This is a genomic window from Janthinobacterium sp. LPB2021202312-11-4 (genome assembly GCF_037049705.1).
Lineage (GTDB): Bacteria > Pseudomonadota > Gammaproteobacteria > Pseudomonadales > Pseudomonadaceae > Aquipseudomonas.
In genome coordinates, this window is the sequence record NZ_JBAGKV010000002.1 from 370,878 (window position 1) to 389,318 (window position 18,441).

The following is an 18,441-nucleotide window of genomic DNA, read 5'->3' on the forward strand; positions in this document are numbered from 1 at the left end:
CAAATAATCCGCCCCCTGAAACTTCCGAGGACATTGGCATATGAGTTCACCCCCTGAAGGACTTCCCATCTACCGAGTACTGACGGGACCCGATGATGCCGCATTCTGCCACCGTGTCAGCGATGCCCTGAAAATGGGCTACGTGCTTCATGGTTCACCCGCCGTCACGTTTAACGGGGAACGTGTGATCGTCGCGCAGGCCATCATCTGGCCGGCAAGCGTTGCCTTGCCTGAGTAAACAGCGGTGGCGGCAAGTGCTTCAAAAGTCAGGATTCCAGGGAAGGGCAACGATGAAAAATCATGCGACGCGCTACGTGCTATTGGTTTTGCCCCTCTCGGTACTGTGCGAACCCGTGCGAGCATCAGCGTGGCAAATTTGCAATATGGCGCTGCAGATCACTGAAGTCGTGAGACAACCCGTTACGCAGCTTCAGGCGCGGGTACTGAAAGTCAGTCCGGCCTCGACCACAACCGAATGTCCAGAGGTCGGGGCGACTATCACCTTCACCCCGGAAACGCCTGACTACCAAGCCCCGCTCCCGCGCCGACAGTGGCCCGGGAAAGGACAGTCAGTTCAGATTAACTACCGATACCTGGATGGCATCTGTAAAGGCGATGGCAATGACTATGCGTGTCGTATCCAGCATTACCCAGTGGTCGGTCGATAGACAATCCAGCCGGTTCTTTAAACCACCCATCTGCTGCCGAGGTAACGGTGCCCCACTCCTCCGATCAAAGCACTGACGAAAAAAGCCTGCCTCGATTACTGCTCGATCTGCTTTGGCAAATCGCGGTGCTGTTGATCCCGATTTTCCTCGTCACGGTCATCCCGTTGCTGTGGGCGCTTGGTGTCGTGCTGGTTTGTGCAGCCTCGATGTGGCTGGCGGCACGGGCCGGTTGGCTCAAAACCGGGCGTGGGGTCGCCAGGCTGATGACCTCCGCCGCGATAGGCCTGGGTTTTAACCTGGGCCGGGCGTTGCCGCCGTACTGGGACATCGCGGGGGCAGCGGTCGTGATGTTTTTCGGGCTGGCGTGCGTCAGTCATCTGGAGCGACGTTTTGGCCTGGTCGATAAAACGCAGACCAAGTCGTCACCGCGATCGGGCGGTCAGTCCTCGGGTGGCGCCAGCGCCTGGGGTGGGGACGAACCCCGACAGACACCCGAGGGCGAGCCGATCCGGGTGTTCAACTACAGCGAAATAGCCATGGGCGGGCCGGTCCTGTGCGATTACCTGTTCACTGATGGAGTGCTGCTCCAGAGCCTTGGGTCGTCGGCCCGGTTCTCGAATGACGGGCGTTACTTCGCCGCGCCTTTACCCTCGCGCCAGGCGTGGGGCTTGGTGATTCTGGATCGACAGCTGCATCAGCTCTACCAGTGTCCGCGCGATGAATTTTGGGAACTGGATGCCTTTAATGACGGCACATTGAGTGGACGTTACAGCCCGCTGGTCGACAACGGCGTGCGGGAAATCAGCCTGGAGCATTTGCTGACGACGGCTGAAAAAATCAGCCTGGTGCCCATCGTTGATCTTTGGCTTGAGCCCGGTCACTGGCAAAAAAACCTTGAACTCGAAACGCTTCGGCATACATCCCCCGATGGCCAGCAACGCCTGGACGCCAGCCTGGCGCTGCCGGCCAGCCTGCGCGAATTGCCCCAGCCTTGCGCGCCGCTGATGAACCCGGAATACCGCGTAAACATTAACGGTGAACCCACTTCATTACTGATCACGGCTGATACCGCCATCCTCTGGAATCCCGATGGCCGCTCTTTCGCTTGCCGCGCACGGATGGCTGCCGAGCCGCCGCAAGCCCTCGACTACTGGCTCTGGCATATCAACCGAGGCTGGCAAGCATTGCCGTGCCCGTGGCTACCCGCTGACGGCGAACCTTCGATGGGTTGGAGCGAACCGCTGGCGCTGGATGATCACTGCCTGCGGATATCGTCCTACTTCGACTACCCGCAGCCGGATCACGGTCGCTATGGTTACGGCTTGCACAGCGTCCACAGCGACTGTGATTCCCAGATCGGCCACGACTCGAACGGTCGAATTCAGGTCGCGGAGCGGTTGCTGACGCGCGTGCAATTGGCCGTGCCACTGGCCGGTGATGGACAGCGCGGCGCAACGATAGTCGAGTCGGCCCCCATAAGCGGTAAAAACCGGGCTCAATTCAGCTGGCAGCAAGACAACAACCTGGGGCTCGGCGGTTATACCTGCCAGATTGGCGACTGGGATTTACCGGGGGTATGGCTGCTCGATCATCGCGTGTCAGACACCGGGCGTTTCATCGCGTTGATACCGTTCACCCTGCCGCCCGCCGCCGCAGGTTATGTGGCGGTGGCCGACGCACAGGAACGACGATTGATCAAAAGCCCGCCGCTGCTGGTCGCCCGATTGCTGGATTTTCGTGGGTCGAGACTGAGCGTCGCCGTGATTCGCGGCCGCCAGGCTCAGGATCGCCAAAGCACCCCGTTGCAACGTTTCAATCAAGCGCCGCCCGAGGCCGTCGAGGCCGCTGAGTTTTGCCAATATCGCCAGGACTCGCGGCTTTACTACGAGTGGTGTGAGCTGAACGTTGGCCAACACAACCTGACCACCCTCCCCGACTGGCGCCTGGTCAAACAGCCACAATCCGCGACGGCCGATGGAAACTTCATCCAGCCTGCCCCGCAGGACAAAGACGCCGCCTGGCTGTTCGGTTGTGAAACTGAATACGCCGACAGTTGGATACGTGTCCAAAGCCCACGTCTGGGCGGGTATTTGCTGACAGCGTCCGGCTGCGCCATCGGCAATCTCGCGCCCTCGATGATCTGGTCCGAGGACGCCCGTTATCTCGCGCTGACTCGACTGCACAGCGACATCGACGATGACCATGGAAGTCGAACGGCATGGCAAATCTTGCTGTTGGATGTCCAGGAGCGAACCTTGAGGCCTTCACCCCAATGGCTGCGCAACCGACCGCAGTTTGCAGGATTTAACGCCGGGGTTTTGAAGGTGCGCCTGTTTCAGCGCGACTGGGAAGCTGAAGATGACAGGGATCGCGGCTCCATCACCGTGATGACGTTGAGCGACTTGCTGAAACTCCCCGCCGAGGCCTTGAGCCCGAGCGCAGGGCTGTGGCTGGAGAACGATCAACGGGGCAATGCCCACGCATGGCAAGCGCTGGATGCATCGGCGTTGAGTGACTGGCGCCGCTAGGCATTGATCCAGACTGCGAAAATCAGCCCCAAACGCTTACAATCGCCGTCACTCTTCGCCAATCAGACAGGCCCGTCAGGAAATGCCGCTCGACCCGCTCACGATGTTGACACTCTCGGTCGCCCTTGCCGCGGCCGCAGCGCTGTACCTGGCGATCGAATGGCGCAGCGTTCGCGAGCCTTCGCTGCTGTTCTGGAGCGCGGGGTTTGCGACGATCACCGTGGGCTCCACCCTCGCGTTGCTGCGCAGCAACGGCTTTTTGCTGATCGGCATCTGGTTCGCCAACGGCCTGCTGGTGATCGCCCACTTCCTGTTCCTGCTGGGTGTCGCGCGCTTCACACAGACGCGCCTGTCCCGTGGCTGGTCGCTGATCTTCATCGTGTGGCTGGCCCTGCTGCTGTTGCCGGACGGGCCGACCTGGTCAAAGGTCATGTTTCTGGCCAACTCGCTGTTGGTCGCGCTGGCGACGCTCAGGGCCAGTTTTCTCCTGCGCCCCCATGGCAAGTCGTTGAGCGTTGGCGCGGTGCAGTTGCGTTATGTGCTGCTGGTCCACGGCGTCTTCTATGTGGCCAAGGCACTGACGGCGGTGATTCCGGGCACGTTGATCGATCTGGCGACGTTGCGTGGCGAGATTATTCAGATTTCCCTGGTCGAAGGCGCGATGGCGATCATGCTGATTGCCTTGTCGATGACCGGCACCGAACGCTACCGGCGCGAGCAGCAGATCGCCCGACTGGCCGCACGGGACCCGTTGACCGCCCTCTACAACCGTCGCGCCCTCGAAGTGCGGGCACCGCGTCTGCTGGAAAGTGTTTCACCGACTCGCCCCGGCGCCCTGCTGCTGATCGATATCGACCACTTCAAACCGGTCAACGACCTGTACGGCCATACCGCCGGCGACCGCTTGCTCGTGGCACTGAGCGAGATGATTCGCGCGGTGTTGCCCAGCGATGCGCTGGCGGCGCGACTGGGCGGTGACGAGTTCGTGATCCTGCTGAACAACGCCACGAACGAGCGAGTCATCAGCCTGGGCAACGCCTTGCGCGTGCAATTTCAACAGATCGCCTCACAAACGTTCGCCACGCCCGAACCGGTGACGCTGAGCATCGGCGCCAGCCTCTTCGACCAGCCACCCGCCAGCCTTGCGACATTGATCGAACAAGGCGATGCCGCGCTCTACGCCTCCAAACGTGGCGGCCGCGACAGCCTTCGTCTGATTGACCGGACAGCGGCCAGTGGCGAACCCATTCCCGACCGCGTTCAGCGCTAAAATCCGCCAACGTCTGGCTCACATTGTTCAGGAAGCCCCGTCATGCCTAATCTCGAAATGCCCCTGCAAGACATCGCCGCGCCCGAAGGCGTGTGTTACGGCTGCGGCGGGCGCAATCCCCATGGGCTGCACATCAAGAGTGTCTGGGATGAGGACGGCGTACATGTGGTCGCCGAGCACATTCCCGACGCCAAATACTGCGGCTGGCCGGACCTGGTCTACGGCGGTTTGATCGCAATGCTGGTCGATTGCCATTCGAACTGGACGGCGATGGCCTATCACTACCGGGCCGAACAGCGTGAACCGGGAAGCCTGCCGCGCATCGATTGCGTCACCGGCAACCTCGGCATCAAGTTCATCAAACCGACGCCCATGGGTGTCACGCTGACCCTGCGGGCGAAAGTCGAGGGCGAGGTCGGACGCAAATCCCGGGTGGTCTGCGAAATCTACGCGGGTGACGTGCTCACCGCGATTGGCGACTCGATTTTCGTTCGGGTCGATACCGGGCAATTGGCCGATGCGGCCCATGGCCGATAAGCCGTTTCAACGATGCCCCGACTTTGCGCTTGGTGTTAAATAGCGACCATTTGCGCAATACCGCACAACGAGAACAACCATGAACAGCCATTTTGAGAGAACAGCATGATCGAGGTCACCGAGGTTTCCATTGCCGAGCTGCGCGCTGCGCTCGAATCGGGCCAGACCACATCGGTTGAGTTGGTCCAGGCGTATCTCGCCCGAATCGAAGCTTACGACGGCGCCGACACGCCCACCGCGCTCAACGCGGTCGTGGTGCGCAACCCCGAGGCGCTGAACGAGGCGCAGGCGTCCGATGCCCGTCGGGCCAAGGGCGAAACCCTCGGCCCGCTCGATGGCATCCCCTACACGGCCAAGGACAGCTATCTGGTGAAGGGCCTGACCGCTGCGTCCGGCAGTCCCGCGTTCGCCCACCTCGTCGCCTATCGCGATGCGTTCACCATCGAACGGCTGCGCGGCGCCGGGGCCATCTGCCTGGGCAAAACCAACATGCCGCCGATGGCCAATGGCGGCATGCAGCGCGGGGTCTATGGCCGGGCCGAGAGCCCGTACAACGCCGACTACCTCACCGCGCCTTTCGCCTCTGGTTCGTCCAATGGCGCGGGCACAGCCACTGCGGCCAGTTTCGCCGCATTCGGTCTGGCGGAAGAAACCTGGTCCAGTGGTCGCGGCCCGGCCTCGAACAATGGCCTGTGCGCCTACACGCCGTCGCGCGGCGTCATCTCGGTGCGCGGCAACTGGCCGCTGACCCCGACCATGGATGTGGTCGTGCCATTCGCCCGGACCATGGCCGACCTGCTTGAAGTGCTCGACATCGTGGTCGCCGAAGACCCCGACACCCGTGGCGACCTGTGGCGCATGCAACCCTGGGTGCCAATTCCGAGCGTCGCCTCGGTGCGCCCGGCGTCCTACGCCGATCTGGCCGCCACCCCCGCCGCCCTTGCTGGCAAACGACTTGGTGTTCCTCGCATGTACATCAATGCCGATGCCGAAGCCGGCACCTGCGAAGCACCGGGCATCGGTGGCCCGACCGGGCAACGGATCAACACCCGCGATTCGGTGATCGAGCTTTGGAAGCAGGCGCGCCAGGCACTCGATGCGGCCGGCGCCGAAGTGATCGAAGTCGATTTCCCGCTGGTCTCCAATTGCGAAGGTGATCGCCCCGGTGCACCGACCGTGTTCAATCGCGGCATCGTCTCTAAAGAGTTTCTGCACCACGAGTTGTGGGACCTGACGGCTTGGGCGTTCGATGATTTCCTGCAAGCCAACGGCGATCCGAAATTGAATCGCCTCGCGGATGTCGACGGCCCGCTGATCTTCCCCCACGACCCCGGCACCCTGCCCAACCGCGAGGGCGACCTCGCCGCCGGCATGGACGAATACGTGCGCATGGCCGAGCGCGGCATCACCCCGTGGGACCAGATCCCTACCGTGCCCGACGGCCTGCGCGGACTTGAGCAGACTCGTCGACTCGACCTTGAGCACTGGATGGATCGGCTTGGGCTCGATGCCGTACTGTTCCCGACCGTCGCCGACGTTGGGCCGGCGGATGCGGATGTGAACCCTGCGTCGGCGGACATCGCCTGGAGCAATGGGGTTTGGGTGGCTAACGGCAACCTCGCCATCCGGCATTTGGGTGTGCCGACGGTGACGGTGCCGATGGGGGTGATGGCGGATATCGGCATGCCGGTCGGGCTGACGTTTGCCGGTCGCGCCTATGACGATTCGACGTTACTGCGGTTAGCGTCGGCGTTTGAGTCCACCGGGAACAAGCGGATGATTCCGCCGCGTACGCCGGCGCTGACTGGCCGCTAACAAAGATCTCAAGTCACACAAACACCTTGTGGCGAAGGGGCTTGCCCCCTCGCCACAGGTTAATGCTCTGCCCAACTTCAAATTAAATGAACCCTCCCCACAACCACCCCCCTAAAGAAATGACTTTCAGGAGGTGGCTAATGCAAATCGAATACATCTGGATCGCACTCGCGGCAGTACTGGTGGTGATTGAATTGTGGGCGATCAACAAAGTGATCAAAAGCGCCAGCAAGGTCGACAACAAAGGCGTGTGGATCGTCGTCATCGTGTTCGTGCCCCTGATCGGCCTGATCGCCTGGGCACTGGCCGGTCCGAAACACAGCACCCACAGCGCGCAATAACCGCAGGCCTCCCAAAAACCCCGGGGCCTGGGGCCCTTATCATTCCCGAACGCCCCAACCCACGTAGGAGCTGCCGAAGGCTGCGATCTTTAAAAAGCAACATCAAAAGATCGCAGCCTTCGGCAGCTCCTACGGAGATCGGCGTCAAGCCAACACCGAGCACATCCCCAGCGCCGAGCAATCCACCTGGAACGGTCCGAAGAAACCGGCCCGGGCCTTCAATGGTGGATTACCCACCAACAGCCCCGCGCCCTTGGCGGTCTGGATGCTGTGGGCGATGCTGTGATTGCATTCGATGGCCCGCGCCACCGACCCGGCCGAGCCCTGCCCGATCCCCAACAGCGAAGCACCATTGGTCATGAACGCCAGAAAGGCGATGACCCAGAGTCTGTGTCCTTTCATGCGCCGACGGCTCCCAATACGTCGCCATGCTCAACCACCACACTCTGCTGAGCGCGATGTTCGAACTGGACGGCGGGATAGGCGACTTGAATCGGCGCTTGAAGGTCATGTTGCGATTGAGCCGAGAGGCTCACCACCAGCACCAAGGCCACGTAAAGACCAATGGCCAGGTAGGCGCCGTGTTTGGCGGAAGTGAGGATTGCGCGGGCCATGGTGTTCTCCGTGGGCATGTTTCAGTGCCCACAGGATCAATCAAAAAATCCGGAGCAACCACTCAGGGTTTCCCATAGTAACCATCAGCCTGGTTGATCATTAAACCCGCCTATAAACCCTTAGAAACACCAGTAGGAGCTGCCGAAGGCTGCGATCTTTTGACTTTGATTTTTAAGATCAAGATCAAAAGATCGCAGCCTTCGGCAGCTCCTACGGGGAGCGCGATGAAGTTCGCGGATTTCAGGCTTGGGTTTTGTGATCCAGTGCGGCGTAGAAGTTGGCGCTTTGTTGCAGGTATTTCTGGGTGTAGCTCTGGGTGTGGGATTTTTTGCTGTTGATTTCAACGTTGGCGCTGGCTGGCAGGGCAACGGTGGCAGAGATAGCGGATGCAGCGATGATGGAGAAGATATTGAAGTTCATGGCGGTGTTCCTCGGAGTCAGTTGGCTTGCTTGCCTGGTTAGGCCGTGAAGCAAACTTACTCCCCGAGGGTTGGCGCCTTGAAATGCTTTGTAGCATTAGCCGATATCAGTCTCATTAATACAAGGATGCAGGCCCCATCAACCGGGGCCTGCGGCCTATTGACGCACCAGGAACTTGAGGTCGCTGGGGGCATCCATCGGCAGTTTCTGCACGGTTTTGCCCAGCAGACCGGTCTTGGCATCGCGCTCGACGACGACAATCTCGTTACTTTTCTGATTGGCGATCAGCAGGAACTTGCCACTCGGGTCGAGGCTGAACTCGCGAGGGTGATCCCCTTCCACTGATCGGCGTTGCAGCTCCTTGAGCTGGCCGCTGGCCGGATCAATCGTAAACACCAGCAACTGATTGGCGGTACCACGGTTGCTGACGTAGAGGAACTTGCCATCCTTTGACGCGTGAAGCGCAGCGCCAGCCTTGTCGGACGTGGGTTGTCCCGCCGCCAGATCGACCATCTGGGTTTGCTTGAGCGTGCCGTCCTGGTAATCGAACACCGCGACCTGGGCGCTCATTTCCATGGTCAGCCAGGCGTGCTTGCCATCGGCGCTGAACAGCAAATGACGCGGTCCGCTGCCTGCTGGCAGTTGCACCGACGCCGGGGTGGCGGGCGTCAGCGGCAGTTGCGGGTTGGCCTTGGGGTTGAAGTGGTAGACAAAAATCTTGTCCGCCCCCAGGTCATTGGAGAACACGTAGTTGCCATCCGGCGAGGAAATCGTCGAATGCACATGCGCCGACATCTGCCGCTCCGGATTGACCCGGCTCGACGGATGACTGCTCATCTGCACCACGGGCTTGAGCTTGCCATCAGCGCCCACCGGCAACACCGCCAGGGTGCCGCCCGGATCTTCGACCACCGAGTAGTTGCTGACAAACAAGTGGCTGCCATCGCCACTCAGGCTCGAATGGGTCGGCTCGTTGCCCAGGCTCTGGACCTGGCTGATCAGCTTCAACTCAAAGGTCTTGGGGTCGATCGCGTAGCTGCTGACCTTGCCGACCGGGTCGACTTGCCCTGGGCCATTTTCATTAACCACGAACAGTCGATGCTGATCCTTGGAAATCGTCAGCCAGGACGGGTTTTCGCTCTTGACCACTTGCAGCGGCTTGGCGGCGATCTGCCCGGTAGCGCTGTCGAAGTTCAGGCGATAAATCCCCTGGCTTTGACCGGCGGTGTAAGAGCCGACCAGCAACTGGTAGTCGTCGGCAGCGGCGGCTTGAACGCCCATGGCGCCGACGCTGCCGGCCATCAGCAGGGGCCAGAAATTACGCATCTTCATGCTCTTGTTCCTCGTCGTCCGCACCGCCGAAGGCACTCATGCACACCAGCCGGTGCTCGCCGCTATCACCGGTAACCAGCCAGCTCTGCAGGGTTGGATCGAAGGTGGCGGCTTCAATTTGCGCCTTGCTGAATTCCCAATGCTTCAGCGCGCGGCCGTCCATGCATTCGATGTTCAGGCTGTCGTCCTCTTCACCGAGGTAGAAATCAGAGGCGTGCAAGCCGTCGATTTCCAGCATGTCGCAGGTTTCGAGGGCGTTGAGCAAAGTAGTGGTTACGGCAGTCATGGCGATCAGTCATTCAATTGGAAAGACGCAATGATAGCTGCTCTTCCCCGTAGGAGCTGCCGAAGGCTGCGATCTTTTGACTTTGATTTTTAAGATCAAGATCAAAAGATCGCAGCCTCCGGCAGCTCCTACGGGGGGATTGTGGTCGGTCGTTAGAGCGCGTCGCGGGAAGGTTTGCCGTCCACCAGGCGCTGGATTCGCAGCGGGTTGCCGTTCTTCAACGGTTCCGGCAGCAAATGGTCGGGATAGTTCTGGAAGCACACCGGGCGCAGGAAGCGGTCGATGGCCAAGGTGCCCACCGAGGTGCCGCGCGTATCCGAGGTCGCCGGATACGGCCCGCCATGCACCATTGAATCGCAGACTTCCACACCCGTCGGATAGCCGTTGAGCAAGATTCGCCCAACCTTCTGTTCCAGCAACGCCGTCAGCTCGCCAAACTGTTCAAAGTCCGCCGGCTCGCCAATGATCGTCGCCGTCAACTGACCGTGCAGGCCGTTCAATGCAGCGCTGAGTTGCGCCTGATCCGCGACTTCGACGAACACCGTGGTCGGGCCGAACACTTCTTCCTGCAAGACTTCATCACCTTCGATCAACAGGCTGACATCGGCCTTGAACAACTGCGGCTGGGCCTGATGGCCCTGTTGCTCACGTCCGGCCAGATGTTCGATACCAGGGTGCGCCAGCAGCTTTTGCAGCCCCTTGCCATAGCTGCCCAACGTTCCGGCATTGAGCATGGTTTGCGCCGGTTGATCCGCAATCAGCGCGGCGACCTGCTGCACAAACCCGCTGAACTGCGGCGAACGAATCCCGATCACCAGCCCCGGGTTGGTACAGAACTGACCACAGCCCTGCACCACCGACGCCGTCAGTTCACGGGCGACGGTTTCGGCCCGCGCCGCCAGCGCCCCGGGCAACACGATCACCGGGTTGATGCTCGACATTTCGGCGAACACCGGAATCGGCTGCGGCCGCGCGGCGGCCATGTCACACAAGGCCCGGCCGCCCTTGAGCGAACCGGTAAAACCGACCGCCTGAATCGCCGGGTGCTTAACCAGTGCTTCGCCGACTCCGCCGCCGTAAATCATGTTGAACACCCCGGCCGGCATCGCGGTTTTTTCCGCCGCACGGATTATCGCCTCAGCAACGTGTTCCGCTGTCGCCATGTGACCGCTGTGAGCCTTGAACACCACCGGGCATCCGGCGGCCAGTGCCGAGGCGGTATCGCCACCCGCGGTGGAGAACGCCAATGGAAAGTTGCTGGCGCCAAACACCGCCACCGGGCCGAGACCGATGCGGTACTGCCGCAGGTCCGGGCGTGGTAACGGTTGGCGTTCGGGCAAGGCCTGATCAATCCGCGCGCCATAGAAATCACCGCGCCGCAGGACTTTGGCGAACAAGCGCATCTGGCCGCTGGTGCGACCGCGCTCGCCCTGGATACGGCCGGCGGGCAACGCGGTTTCGCGACAGACCACGGCAACGAAGTCGTCGCCGAGCGCGTCCAGCTCGTCGGCGATGGCGTCCAGAAACTGCGCCCGTCGCTCGGCACTCAGGCTTCGATAAGCCGGGTAAGCGGACGCGGCAGCCTTCGCGGCGGCATCCACTTCTTCCGGGGTCGCCTGGTAGAAATCGCCGGGCAATTGCTCGCCAGTCGTGGCGTCGACGCTCTGCAATTTGACGATGCCGCCAGCGCTGCGCCGGCCGCCGATGTAGTTGTGACCAAGGATCTGGGTCATGCGTTTCTCCTTAAAGGGTGCCGACGGTGCCGGGTTCGAACGCCGCTTCTACCGGCGCAATACCATTGATCAACGGCGCGCCGAATTCGGCCAGGCTGAGTTCAAACACGTCACCCGGTTGAGTGCGGATGCCATCGGCGAAGGACAGCGTCGCGGTGCCGAAGAAGTGAATGTGCACGTCCCCCGGCCGCAGGAACTGGCTGTATTTGAAATGGTGGTATTCGAGGTTTTCCAGGCTGTGGCACATGTTGGCCTCGCCGCTGAGGAACTCGTTCTGCCACAACACTTCACCGTCGCGCAGGATGCGGCTGGTGCCGGCCAGGTGTTGCGGCAATTCACCGACCCGAAGTTCCGGGCCGTAGCTGCAACTGCGCAATTTCGAGTGGGCCAGGTAGAGGTAATTCTTGCGTTCCATCACATGATCGGAGAACTCGTTGCCCAGCGCATAACCGAGGCGATACGGCTTGCCATCGTGGCCGATGACGTAGAGGCCGCTGAGCTCCGGTTCTTCCCCGGCGTCTTCAGCAAACGGCGGCAACGGGAACGGCTGCCCCGGTCGAACGACAATGCTGCCGTCGCCCTTGTAGAACCATTCCGGTTGCACGCCGGCCACGCCGCTGGCCGGTTTGCCGCCCTCCACGCCCCACTTGAAGATGCGCAGGGTGTCAGTCATCGCCGCGTCGTCGCCGACCTGCTGGTGCATTTTGTCCCGGGCCGAGGCGCTGCCCAGGTGGGTCAGGCCGGTGCCGCTGACCAGCATGTGCGCCGGGTCCGGGTGGTCCAGTGGCGGCAGGATGCGCAGGTTGGCCAGCAGCTCTGAATAATCGTGGCTGATGCCCAGGCCAAGGGTTTGCACTTGCTGCTCAAGATTGACGCCTGCCTCAATCGCCGCCAGCGCCAGGTCGCGGACCGTGCGCGCATCCTGGACTTCACGGATCAGCCCCTCTTCGACCACGCCAACCCGGCGCTCGCCGTTAATCAATTCGAACTGAACTAAACGCATGATTTTCTCCTGTAAACAAATCTTGAATACACCGTCCCCCCTGTGGGAGCGGGCTCGCTCGCGAAAGCGGTGGTTCAGTTGCCATAGTTGTTGAATGTGCTGGCCCCTTCGCGAGCAAGCCCGCGCCCACAGGGGATTTGTGTGGTGACTCAGCTCCGGGTTGCGCCACGGGCACTGGCGGCGAACTGGTCGGCGGGCAGCACGTGCTTGCGCTCCAGCAGGCGATAAACCACGCCGGTCAGCACCAGTCCAAACACCATCACACCGGACAGGAAGTACAACCCCGACGCCAGGTTGCCGGTGTATTCCTTCAGCGCGCCAATCACGAATGGGCCGATGTAGCCGCCGAGGTTGCCCACCGAGTTGATCAACGCAATCCCCGCCGCCGCACTGGCGCCGGCAAAGAATCGCCCCGGCAAGGTCCAGAACACCGCCGTGCAGGAAAACAGCGCGAACGCCACCAGGCACAACGCCGCCAGTTGCGCCACCGGCAGCGTCAGCCAGGCGCTGAGGAACAGGCCAATCGCCCCCAATACATAGAGCACCGCCAAATGGCCGTAGCGATCATTCAAGCGGTCGGAACTGCGCGGCACGATCAACAAACCGATGATCCCGAAGATGTACGGCACCGAGGACACGAAACCGGTCACCAGATCCGTCCCGCCGAATTGTTTGATCAGTGTCGGCAACCACAAACCCAGGCCATAGATGCTCAACGTCACCGGCAGGTAGAACAGCGCCAGCAGCAACACGCGTTTGTCTTTGAGCGCATGCAACGGGTTGCCGTGGCGGGTCTGGCCATATTCGGCGAGGTCTTTTTTCAGCTCGCCGGTCAGCCAGTCCTTCTCGGCCTGGTCCATCCATTTCACTTGCTGCGGGCCGTCCGGCAGGTAACGCAGCACCGGCCAGGTGAGCAGGATCGCCGGGGTGCCGATGACGATGAACAACCACTGCCAGCCGTGCAGGCCGAGCGTGCCGTCCATGCCGAGCAAACCGCCGGACACCGGGCCGGTGATCATCATCGCGATGGGTTGGGAAAGGATGAACAGCCCAAGGATCTTGCCGCGATGGCGCACCGGAAACCATTGGGTGATGTAGTACAGAACCCCCGGGAAGAACCCGGCTTCGGCGGCACCGAGCAGGAAGCGCATTACATAGAAACTGTGCGGGCCCTGGACGAACGCCATGCCGATGGTGATCGCGCCCCAGGTGATCATGATCCGCGCGAACCAGCGCCGGGCGCCGAAGCGTTCGAGCATCAGGTTGCTGGGGATTTCCAACAGAAAGTAGCCAATGAAGAACAGCCCGGCACCGAGACCGTACGCTGCGTCGCCGATGCCAATGTCGGCGCCCATGTGCAGCTTGGCAAAGCCGACGGCGGAGCGATCCACATAGGCGATCAGGTACAGCAGGATCAGGAAGGGAATCAGTTTCAGCGTGATACGGCGAATAAGCCGCAGTTCCTGGCTCATGAGATCGGTCTCCGATTGTTGTTATAGAACCTCGGGGGACGCCTCTCGCGGAAAACCGCCAGGGCCAATCCCTCCGTTGAAACCGACTATATAGTAATACTAATTAAGCAACAACGCTTCCAAAGCGTCGATTTTGCGCTTATGTTATTCCGAAGATTGAACAATATAGTCATACAATAAGAGAATCGATCATGTCTGATAAAAAACCCACCCTGCGCTCCGCCCAATGGTTTGGCACCGCCGACAAAAACGGCTTTATGTACCGCAGCTGGATGAAGAATCAGGGCATCGCCGACCACCAGTTCCACGGCAAGCCGATCATCGGCATCTGCAACACCTGGTCGGAACTGACCCCGTGCAACGCGCACTTCCGGCAGATTGCCGAGCACGTCAAACGCGGGGTGATCGAGGCTGGCGGCTGGCCGGTTGAGTTTCCGGTGTTCTCCAACGGCGAATCGAACCTGCGCCCGACCGCCATGTTTACCCGTAACCTGACCAGCATGGACGTTGAAGAAGCCATTCGCGGCAACCCGATCGATGGCGTGGTGCTGCTGACCGGTTGCGACAAAACCACCCCGGCACTGTTGATGGGCGCGGCCAGTTGCGACGTGCCGGCCATCGTCGTCACCGGCGGGCCGATGCTCAACGGCAAGCACAAGGGCCAGGACATTGGCTCCGGCACGGTGGTCTGGCAGCTCAGCGAACAGGTCAAGGCAGGCACGATTACCCTCGATGATTTCCTTGCGGCCGAGGGCGGCATGTCCCGCTCGGCCGGCACCTGCAACACCATGGGCACTGCGTCGACCATGGCCTGCATGGCCGAAGCACTGGGCACGTCCCTGCCCCACAACGCAGCGATTCCGGCGGTGGACGCGCGGCGTTATGTGTTGGCGCACATGTCCGGCATGCGTGCGGTGGAAATGGTGCGTGAAGACTTGCGGCTGTCGAAGATCCTCACTAAAGAAGCCTTTGAAAATGCCATTCGGGTCAACGCCGCCATCGGTGGTTCGACCAACGCGGTAATCCACCTGAAAGCCATCGCCGGGCGCATTGGCGTCGAACTGGATCTGGACGACTGGACCCGCATGGGCCGTGGCATGCCGACCATCGTCGACCTGCAACCCTCCGGGCGTTTCCTGATGGAAGAGTTTTATTACGCCGGTGGTTTGCCGGCGGTGTTGCGTCGTCTCGGCGAAGCCAACCTGATCCCGCACCCGAACGCCCTGACCGTCAACGGCAAGACCCTGGGCGAGAACACCAAGGACGCGCCGATCTACGGCCAGGACGAAGTGATCCGCACCCTCGACAACCCGATCCGCGCCGACGGCGGCATCTGCGTGTTGCGCGGCAACCTGGCGCCACTGGGTGCGGTGCTCAAGCCGTCCGCCGCCAGTGCCGAACTGATGCAGCATCGTGGTCGCGCCGTGGTGTTCGAGAACTTCGACATGTACAAGGCGCGGATCAACGACCCGGAACTGGACGTGGACGCGAACTCGATTATGGTGATGAAAAACTGCGGGCCGAAGGGTTATCCGGGCATGGCCGAAGTCGGCAACATGGGCTTGCCGGCCAAGCTGCTGGCTCAGGGCGTGACCGACATGGTGCGGATTTCCGATGCGCGCATGAGCGGCACGGCGTATGGCACGGTGGTTTTGCACGTAGCGCCGGAAGCGGCGGCTGGCGGGCCGTTGGCGGTGGTTAAGGAAGGTGACTTTATTGAGCTGGATTGCGCCAGCGGGCGTCTGCACCTGGACATCCCGGAGGCGGAACTGGCGGCGCGGATGGCGGATCTGCAACCACCGGAGAAGTTGATCGTTGGCGGTTATCGTCAGCTGTACATCGACCATGTGCTGCAAGCGGATCAGGGGTGTGACTTTGACTTTCTGGTTGGCTGCCGAGGCTCCGAAGTGCCGCGTCACTCTCATTAAAAGCAAACGATCGCAGCCTTCGGCAGCTCCTACAGAGTACGACCCGCAATTACTCGGTCGGTGTAGGAGCTGCCGAAGGCTGCGATCTTTTCAAGGGCCGGATCGCCCATCGTCCACGCCTGCTATCATGCGCCCCATCCCCCTCGCCCAGGATCGCGCCGTTCCCCATGGATTACCGCAAACCCTCCGACCGCAAAAGCATGCACTCGCGCATCGTCCAGGAACTGGGCATGCAGATCGTCTCCGGTCGCTTCAAACCCGACGACAAACTGCCCGCCGAAGCCCTGTTGTGCGAAGAGTACGCGGTCAGCCGCCCGGTGCTGCGCGAAGCCACCCGGGTGTTGGTCGCCAAGGGCCTGGTGTATTCCCGTCCGCGAGTCGGCACGGTGGTCAAGGCGCGCAAAGAATGGCACATGCTCGACCCGGACGTGTTGCACTGGTTGATGCAAAGCAGCCCACAGAATGAATTCTTCAGCCTGTTGACCAGCGTGCGCAGCATCATCGAACCAGCCGCCGCTGCACTCGCCGCCCAGCACGCCACTGACGCCGACATCGCCTCCATCGGCGAAGCCTACCAACGGATGGAAGCCGCGCCGACCCCGGAAGCCCTGTTGCAACCGGACCTGGATTTCCACAGCCGCATCGCCGACGCCACCCACAACGATTTGCTGGCCAACCTGTGCAACATGTTGTCGGTGGCGATTGCCGAGGCGTTGAAGCATTCCAACCAGCGGCCGAACCTGCATGAACTGGCCCTGCCCCGGCACAAGGCGATTCTGACCGCTATCGAAAACCGTGATGCGCTGGGGGCGCGCCACGCGACGCTGGTGCAACTGGATGATGCGCGCAGTGCCTTGAACGTGGTGCTCGGCACCGATTTGTCATAACAGAAACGATCGCAGGCTGCGCCACCGACTACCTGGAATGTAATCCCTGTAGGAGCTGCCGCAGGCTGCGATCTTTTGATTCGTTCGAACCTGAAAGCCGCAACCACAAGGTCGCGGCTTTTTCGTTTCTGCCCTGCACTCGCCATACCCCCATAAATCGATGACCGTGCGGTAACTATGTACCGCACACCTTTTTCGCCAACGCTTTATGTTCAAGGCCTCAAACATGCAAAGGACTGCATCATGCCTACCGCTCCCTCGCCGACCGACACGGCCGGATACACCGACATCATTGCCCGGACCCTCCGCGCCCAATTCAGCACCCGCCCGACCCTGCGCTCCGTAACAGCCAGCCTGCTCAAGGACAACCTGCTGGAAAAATACCCGCCACTGGCTTTCGACCCCGAGCGCACCCGCCTCGCACAACCGCTGCCGGAGGGCGGCTGGCGTATGACTTTGCTGCTGGATGTGGTGCTCACCTATCTGGCGAACGGCAAACCACCGCGACTGAACGACCAGTTTGGCCGCGCGTGTTTCCTGACCAACAAAGCCCCAACTCACCTGACACTGGACAGCACCACCCAACGCGAGCCGGACATGCAGGTCATCGCTGACGTCATCCGGGAGTTGCCGGGCATCGTGTTCGTGGCGTATCAGGAAGCGTTGAGCGACTACTGGGATGAGCCCGTCGAGGCCGGCGTCAGCCGCTGGCAATGGTTGGGGGACCTGCTGAACGGCGTGCTGAAAACGGCGGCGATACGCCTCTCCACGGTCAGCCGCCCGCAGGCCGACATCCTCACCGAACTGACGCTCCACCCCGACAAACAGGAACGCCTCCAGACACCTGGGTCGAAAGACGCCCTCCACGCCTACATCATCGAAACCACCCTGAACAAAGACCAGCAATCGGTCAGCCTGCAAAGCCCCGACATCCTGGTGGCCTGCGGTGAAACCCTGTTGCTGTGCAGCGTGACCGGCGACGTTCAAAGCTTTGCGTCGATGGCGGCGTTCAGTCAGGCCTGGGGCGCGCGGTTTGAGCAGACGTTCCTGGCCGACACAATCACCTGGAAACGCTATGAACCGGACGGCAATATCTTCGACACCCAGGCCGCCCTGCTACTGAACCAGCAACTGGACGATTTGGCCGCGCTCAAGCTACCGACCGGCCAGCGCCTGGCGGACCTGGAAAAGCGCTTCGCTGCGATCACCGATGTGGCGGCGCTGTTCGTCGCGCAGCCCCCCGCCCAGACGCCGAACCCGATGCTCTTTCAGCACATCGAATCAACCCTTCCCGAGTGGCTGCACAGCGCTAACGCGGTCGATCGCATGGCGTACCGCAAGCATGTGCTGGAACATGCCCGCATCAAGCAACAAAACCTGGGCAACACCTTTCAGGCCGGCGTTGACGACCTGCACACCTTCGCCAAAAAAGCCCTGCATCAACAGATGCTGCTGGACCAGCCCCAAGCACCCGGTTACAACCCCGACGAACTGGAGCTGACCTTTCATGTGCCCGTCGGTGACCTGGCAGTGGCTACATCGAGCGGGTTGTCCTGTCGCTGACCGAACTGGCCATCAAAAACCTGGCCGGCAAACCCAAGGGCCG

17 protein-coding genes are annotated in these 18,441 nt (G+C 61.3%); 9 read left to right on the top strand and 8 right to left on the bottom strand.

The genetic code is table 11. The features are described from left to right. Window positions 1–40: 40 nt before the first annotated feature. The 6 genes from V5E99_RS03635 (at window position 41) to V5E99_RS03660 (ending at window position 7,159) form a co-directional block, all read left to right on the top strand. Window positions 41–238, top strand: coding sequence for a DUF1737 domain-containing protein (locus V5E99_RS03635; RefSeq protein ID WP_499800992.1), 198 nt, complete (start codon window positions 41–43; stop codon window positions 236–238). A gap of 477 nt (window positions 239–715) precedes the next feature. After that, window positions 716–3,196 carry a hypothetical protein gene (locus V5E99_RS03640; protein ID WP_499800993.1) on the top strand — a complete coding sequence of 827 codons (2,481 nt, stop codon included), beginning with the start codon at window positions 716–718 and terminating at the stop codon, window positions 3,194–3,196. Window positions 3,197–3,278: 82 nt separating this feature from the next. Continuing rightward, a complete protein-coding gene (locus V5E99_RS03645) occupies window positions 3,279–4,466 on the top strand; it encodes a GGDEF domain-containing protein (RefSeq protein WP_499800994.1) in 1,188 nt (395 codons plus the stop codon). 42 nt (window positions 4,467–4,508) lie between these two features. Further along, window positions 4,509–5,003, top strand: coding sequence for a PaaI family thioesterase (locus tag V5E99_RS03650; protein ID WP_499800996.1), 495 nt, complete (start codon window positions 4,509–4,511; stop codon window positions 5,001–5,003). Between the two features lie 105 nt (window positions 5,004–5,108). Beyond that, window positions 5,109–6,818, top strand: a complete 1,710-nt coding sequence (locus V5E99_RS03655; RefSeq protein ID WP_499800997.1) for an amidase — start codon at window positions 5,109–5,111, stop codon at window positions 6,816–6,818. A gap of 140 nt (window positions 6,819–6,958) precedes the next feature. Beyond that, the gene (locus V5E99_RS03660) at window positions 6,959–7,159 is read left to right on the top strand and encodes a PLD nuclease N-terminal domain-containing protein (protein ID WP_499800999.1); all 201 of its coding nucleotides are present in this window, start codon (window positions 6,959–6,961) and stop codon (window positions 7,157–7,159) included. A gap of 144 nt (window positions 7,160–7,303) precedes the next feature. Here V5E99_RS03660 and V5E99_RS03665 read toward each other — a convergent pair whose 3' ends face one another. From V5E99_RS03665 to V5E99_RS03700, 8 genes are all read right to left on the bottom strand, one after another. Further along, a complete protein-coding gene (locus tag V5E99_RS03665; protein WP_499801000.1) occupies window positions 7,304–7,561 on the bottom strand; it encodes a hypothetical protein in 258 nt (85 codons plus the stop codon). After that, window positions 7,558–7,773, bottom strand: a complete 216-nt coding sequence (locus V5E99_RS03670; protein ID WP_499801001.1) for a hypothetical protein — start codon at window positions 7,771–7,773, stop codon at window positions 7,558–7,560. The genes V5E99_RS03665 and V5E99_RS03670 overlap by 4 nt, the downstream gene beginning before the upstream one ends. A 241-nt stretch (window positions 7,774–8,014) precedes the next feature. Next, window positions 8,015–8,194 (bottom strand): hypothetical protein, encoded by a 180-nt coding sequence (locus V5E99_RS03675; RefSeq protein ID WP_054047590.1) that lies wholly within the window; start codon window positions 8,192–8,194, stop codon window positions 8,015–8,017. Window positions 8,195–8,350: 156 nt separating this feature from the next. Beyond that, a complete protein-coding gene (locus V5E99_RS03680; protein WP_499801003.1) occupies window positions 8,351–9,526 on the bottom strand; it encodes a lactonase family protein in 1,176 nt (391 codons plus the stop codon). Continuing rightward, window positions 9,513–9,812, bottom strand: a complete 300-nt coding sequence (locus V5E99_RS03685) for a DUF5629 family protein (protein WP_499801005.1) — start codon at window positions 9,810–9,812, stop codon at window positions 9,513–9,515. The genes V5E99_RS03680 and V5E99_RS03685 overlap by 14 nt, the downstream gene beginning before the upstream one ends. Before the next feature lie 152 nt (window positions 9,813–9,964). Further along, window positions 9,965–11,545: an aldehyde dehydrogenase (NADP(+)) gene (locus V5E99_RS03690; RefSeq protein ID WP_499801006.1), complete on the bottom strand. Its 1,581-nt coding sequence runs from the start codon at window positions 11,543–11,545 to the stop codon at window positions 9,965–9,967. Window positions 11,546–11,555: 10 nt separating this feature from the next. Further along, complete coding sequence (gene araD1, locus V5E99_RS03695) at window positions 11,556–12,548, bottom strand: AraD1 family protein (protein WP_499801008.1); 993 nt, start codon at window positions 12,546–12,548, stop codon at window positions 11,556–11,558. A 149-nt stretch (window positions 12,549–12,697) separates the two neighbouring features. Further along, on the bottom strand, window positions 12,698–14,020 hold the full coding sequence (locus V5E99_RS03700; protein ID WP_499801010.1) for an MFS transporter: 1,323 nt from the start codon (window positions 14,018–14,020) through the stop codon (window positions 12,698–12,700). A 191-nt stretch (window positions 14,021–14,211) separates the two neighbouring features. Between V5E99_RS03700 and V5E99_RS03705 the strand changes: the two genes are divergently transcribed. From V5E99_RS03705 to V5E99_RS03715, 3 genes are all read left to right on the top strand, one after another. Further along, entirely contained in the window at window positions 14,212–15,948 is a 1,737-nt protein-coding gene (locus V5E99_RS03705; protein WP_499801012.1) for an IlvD/Edd family dehydratase, read from the top strand. Window positions 15,949–16,115: 167 nt separating this feature from the next. Beyond that, window positions 16,116–16,835 carry a FadR/GntR family transcriptional regulator gene (locus V5E99_RS03710; RefSeq protein ID WP_499801013.1) on the top strand — a complete coding sequence of 240 codons (720 nt, stop codon included), beginning with the start codon at window positions 16,116–16,118 and terminating at the stop codon, window positions 16,833–16,835. Between the two features lie 243 nt (window positions 16,836–17,078). Next, window positions 17,079–18,398, top strand: coding sequence for a hypothetical protein (locus tag V5E99_RS03715; protein WP_499801015.1), 1,320 nt, complete (start codon window positions 17,079–17,081; stop codon window positions 18,396–18,398). Window positions 18,399–18,441: the final 43 nt, after the last annotated feature.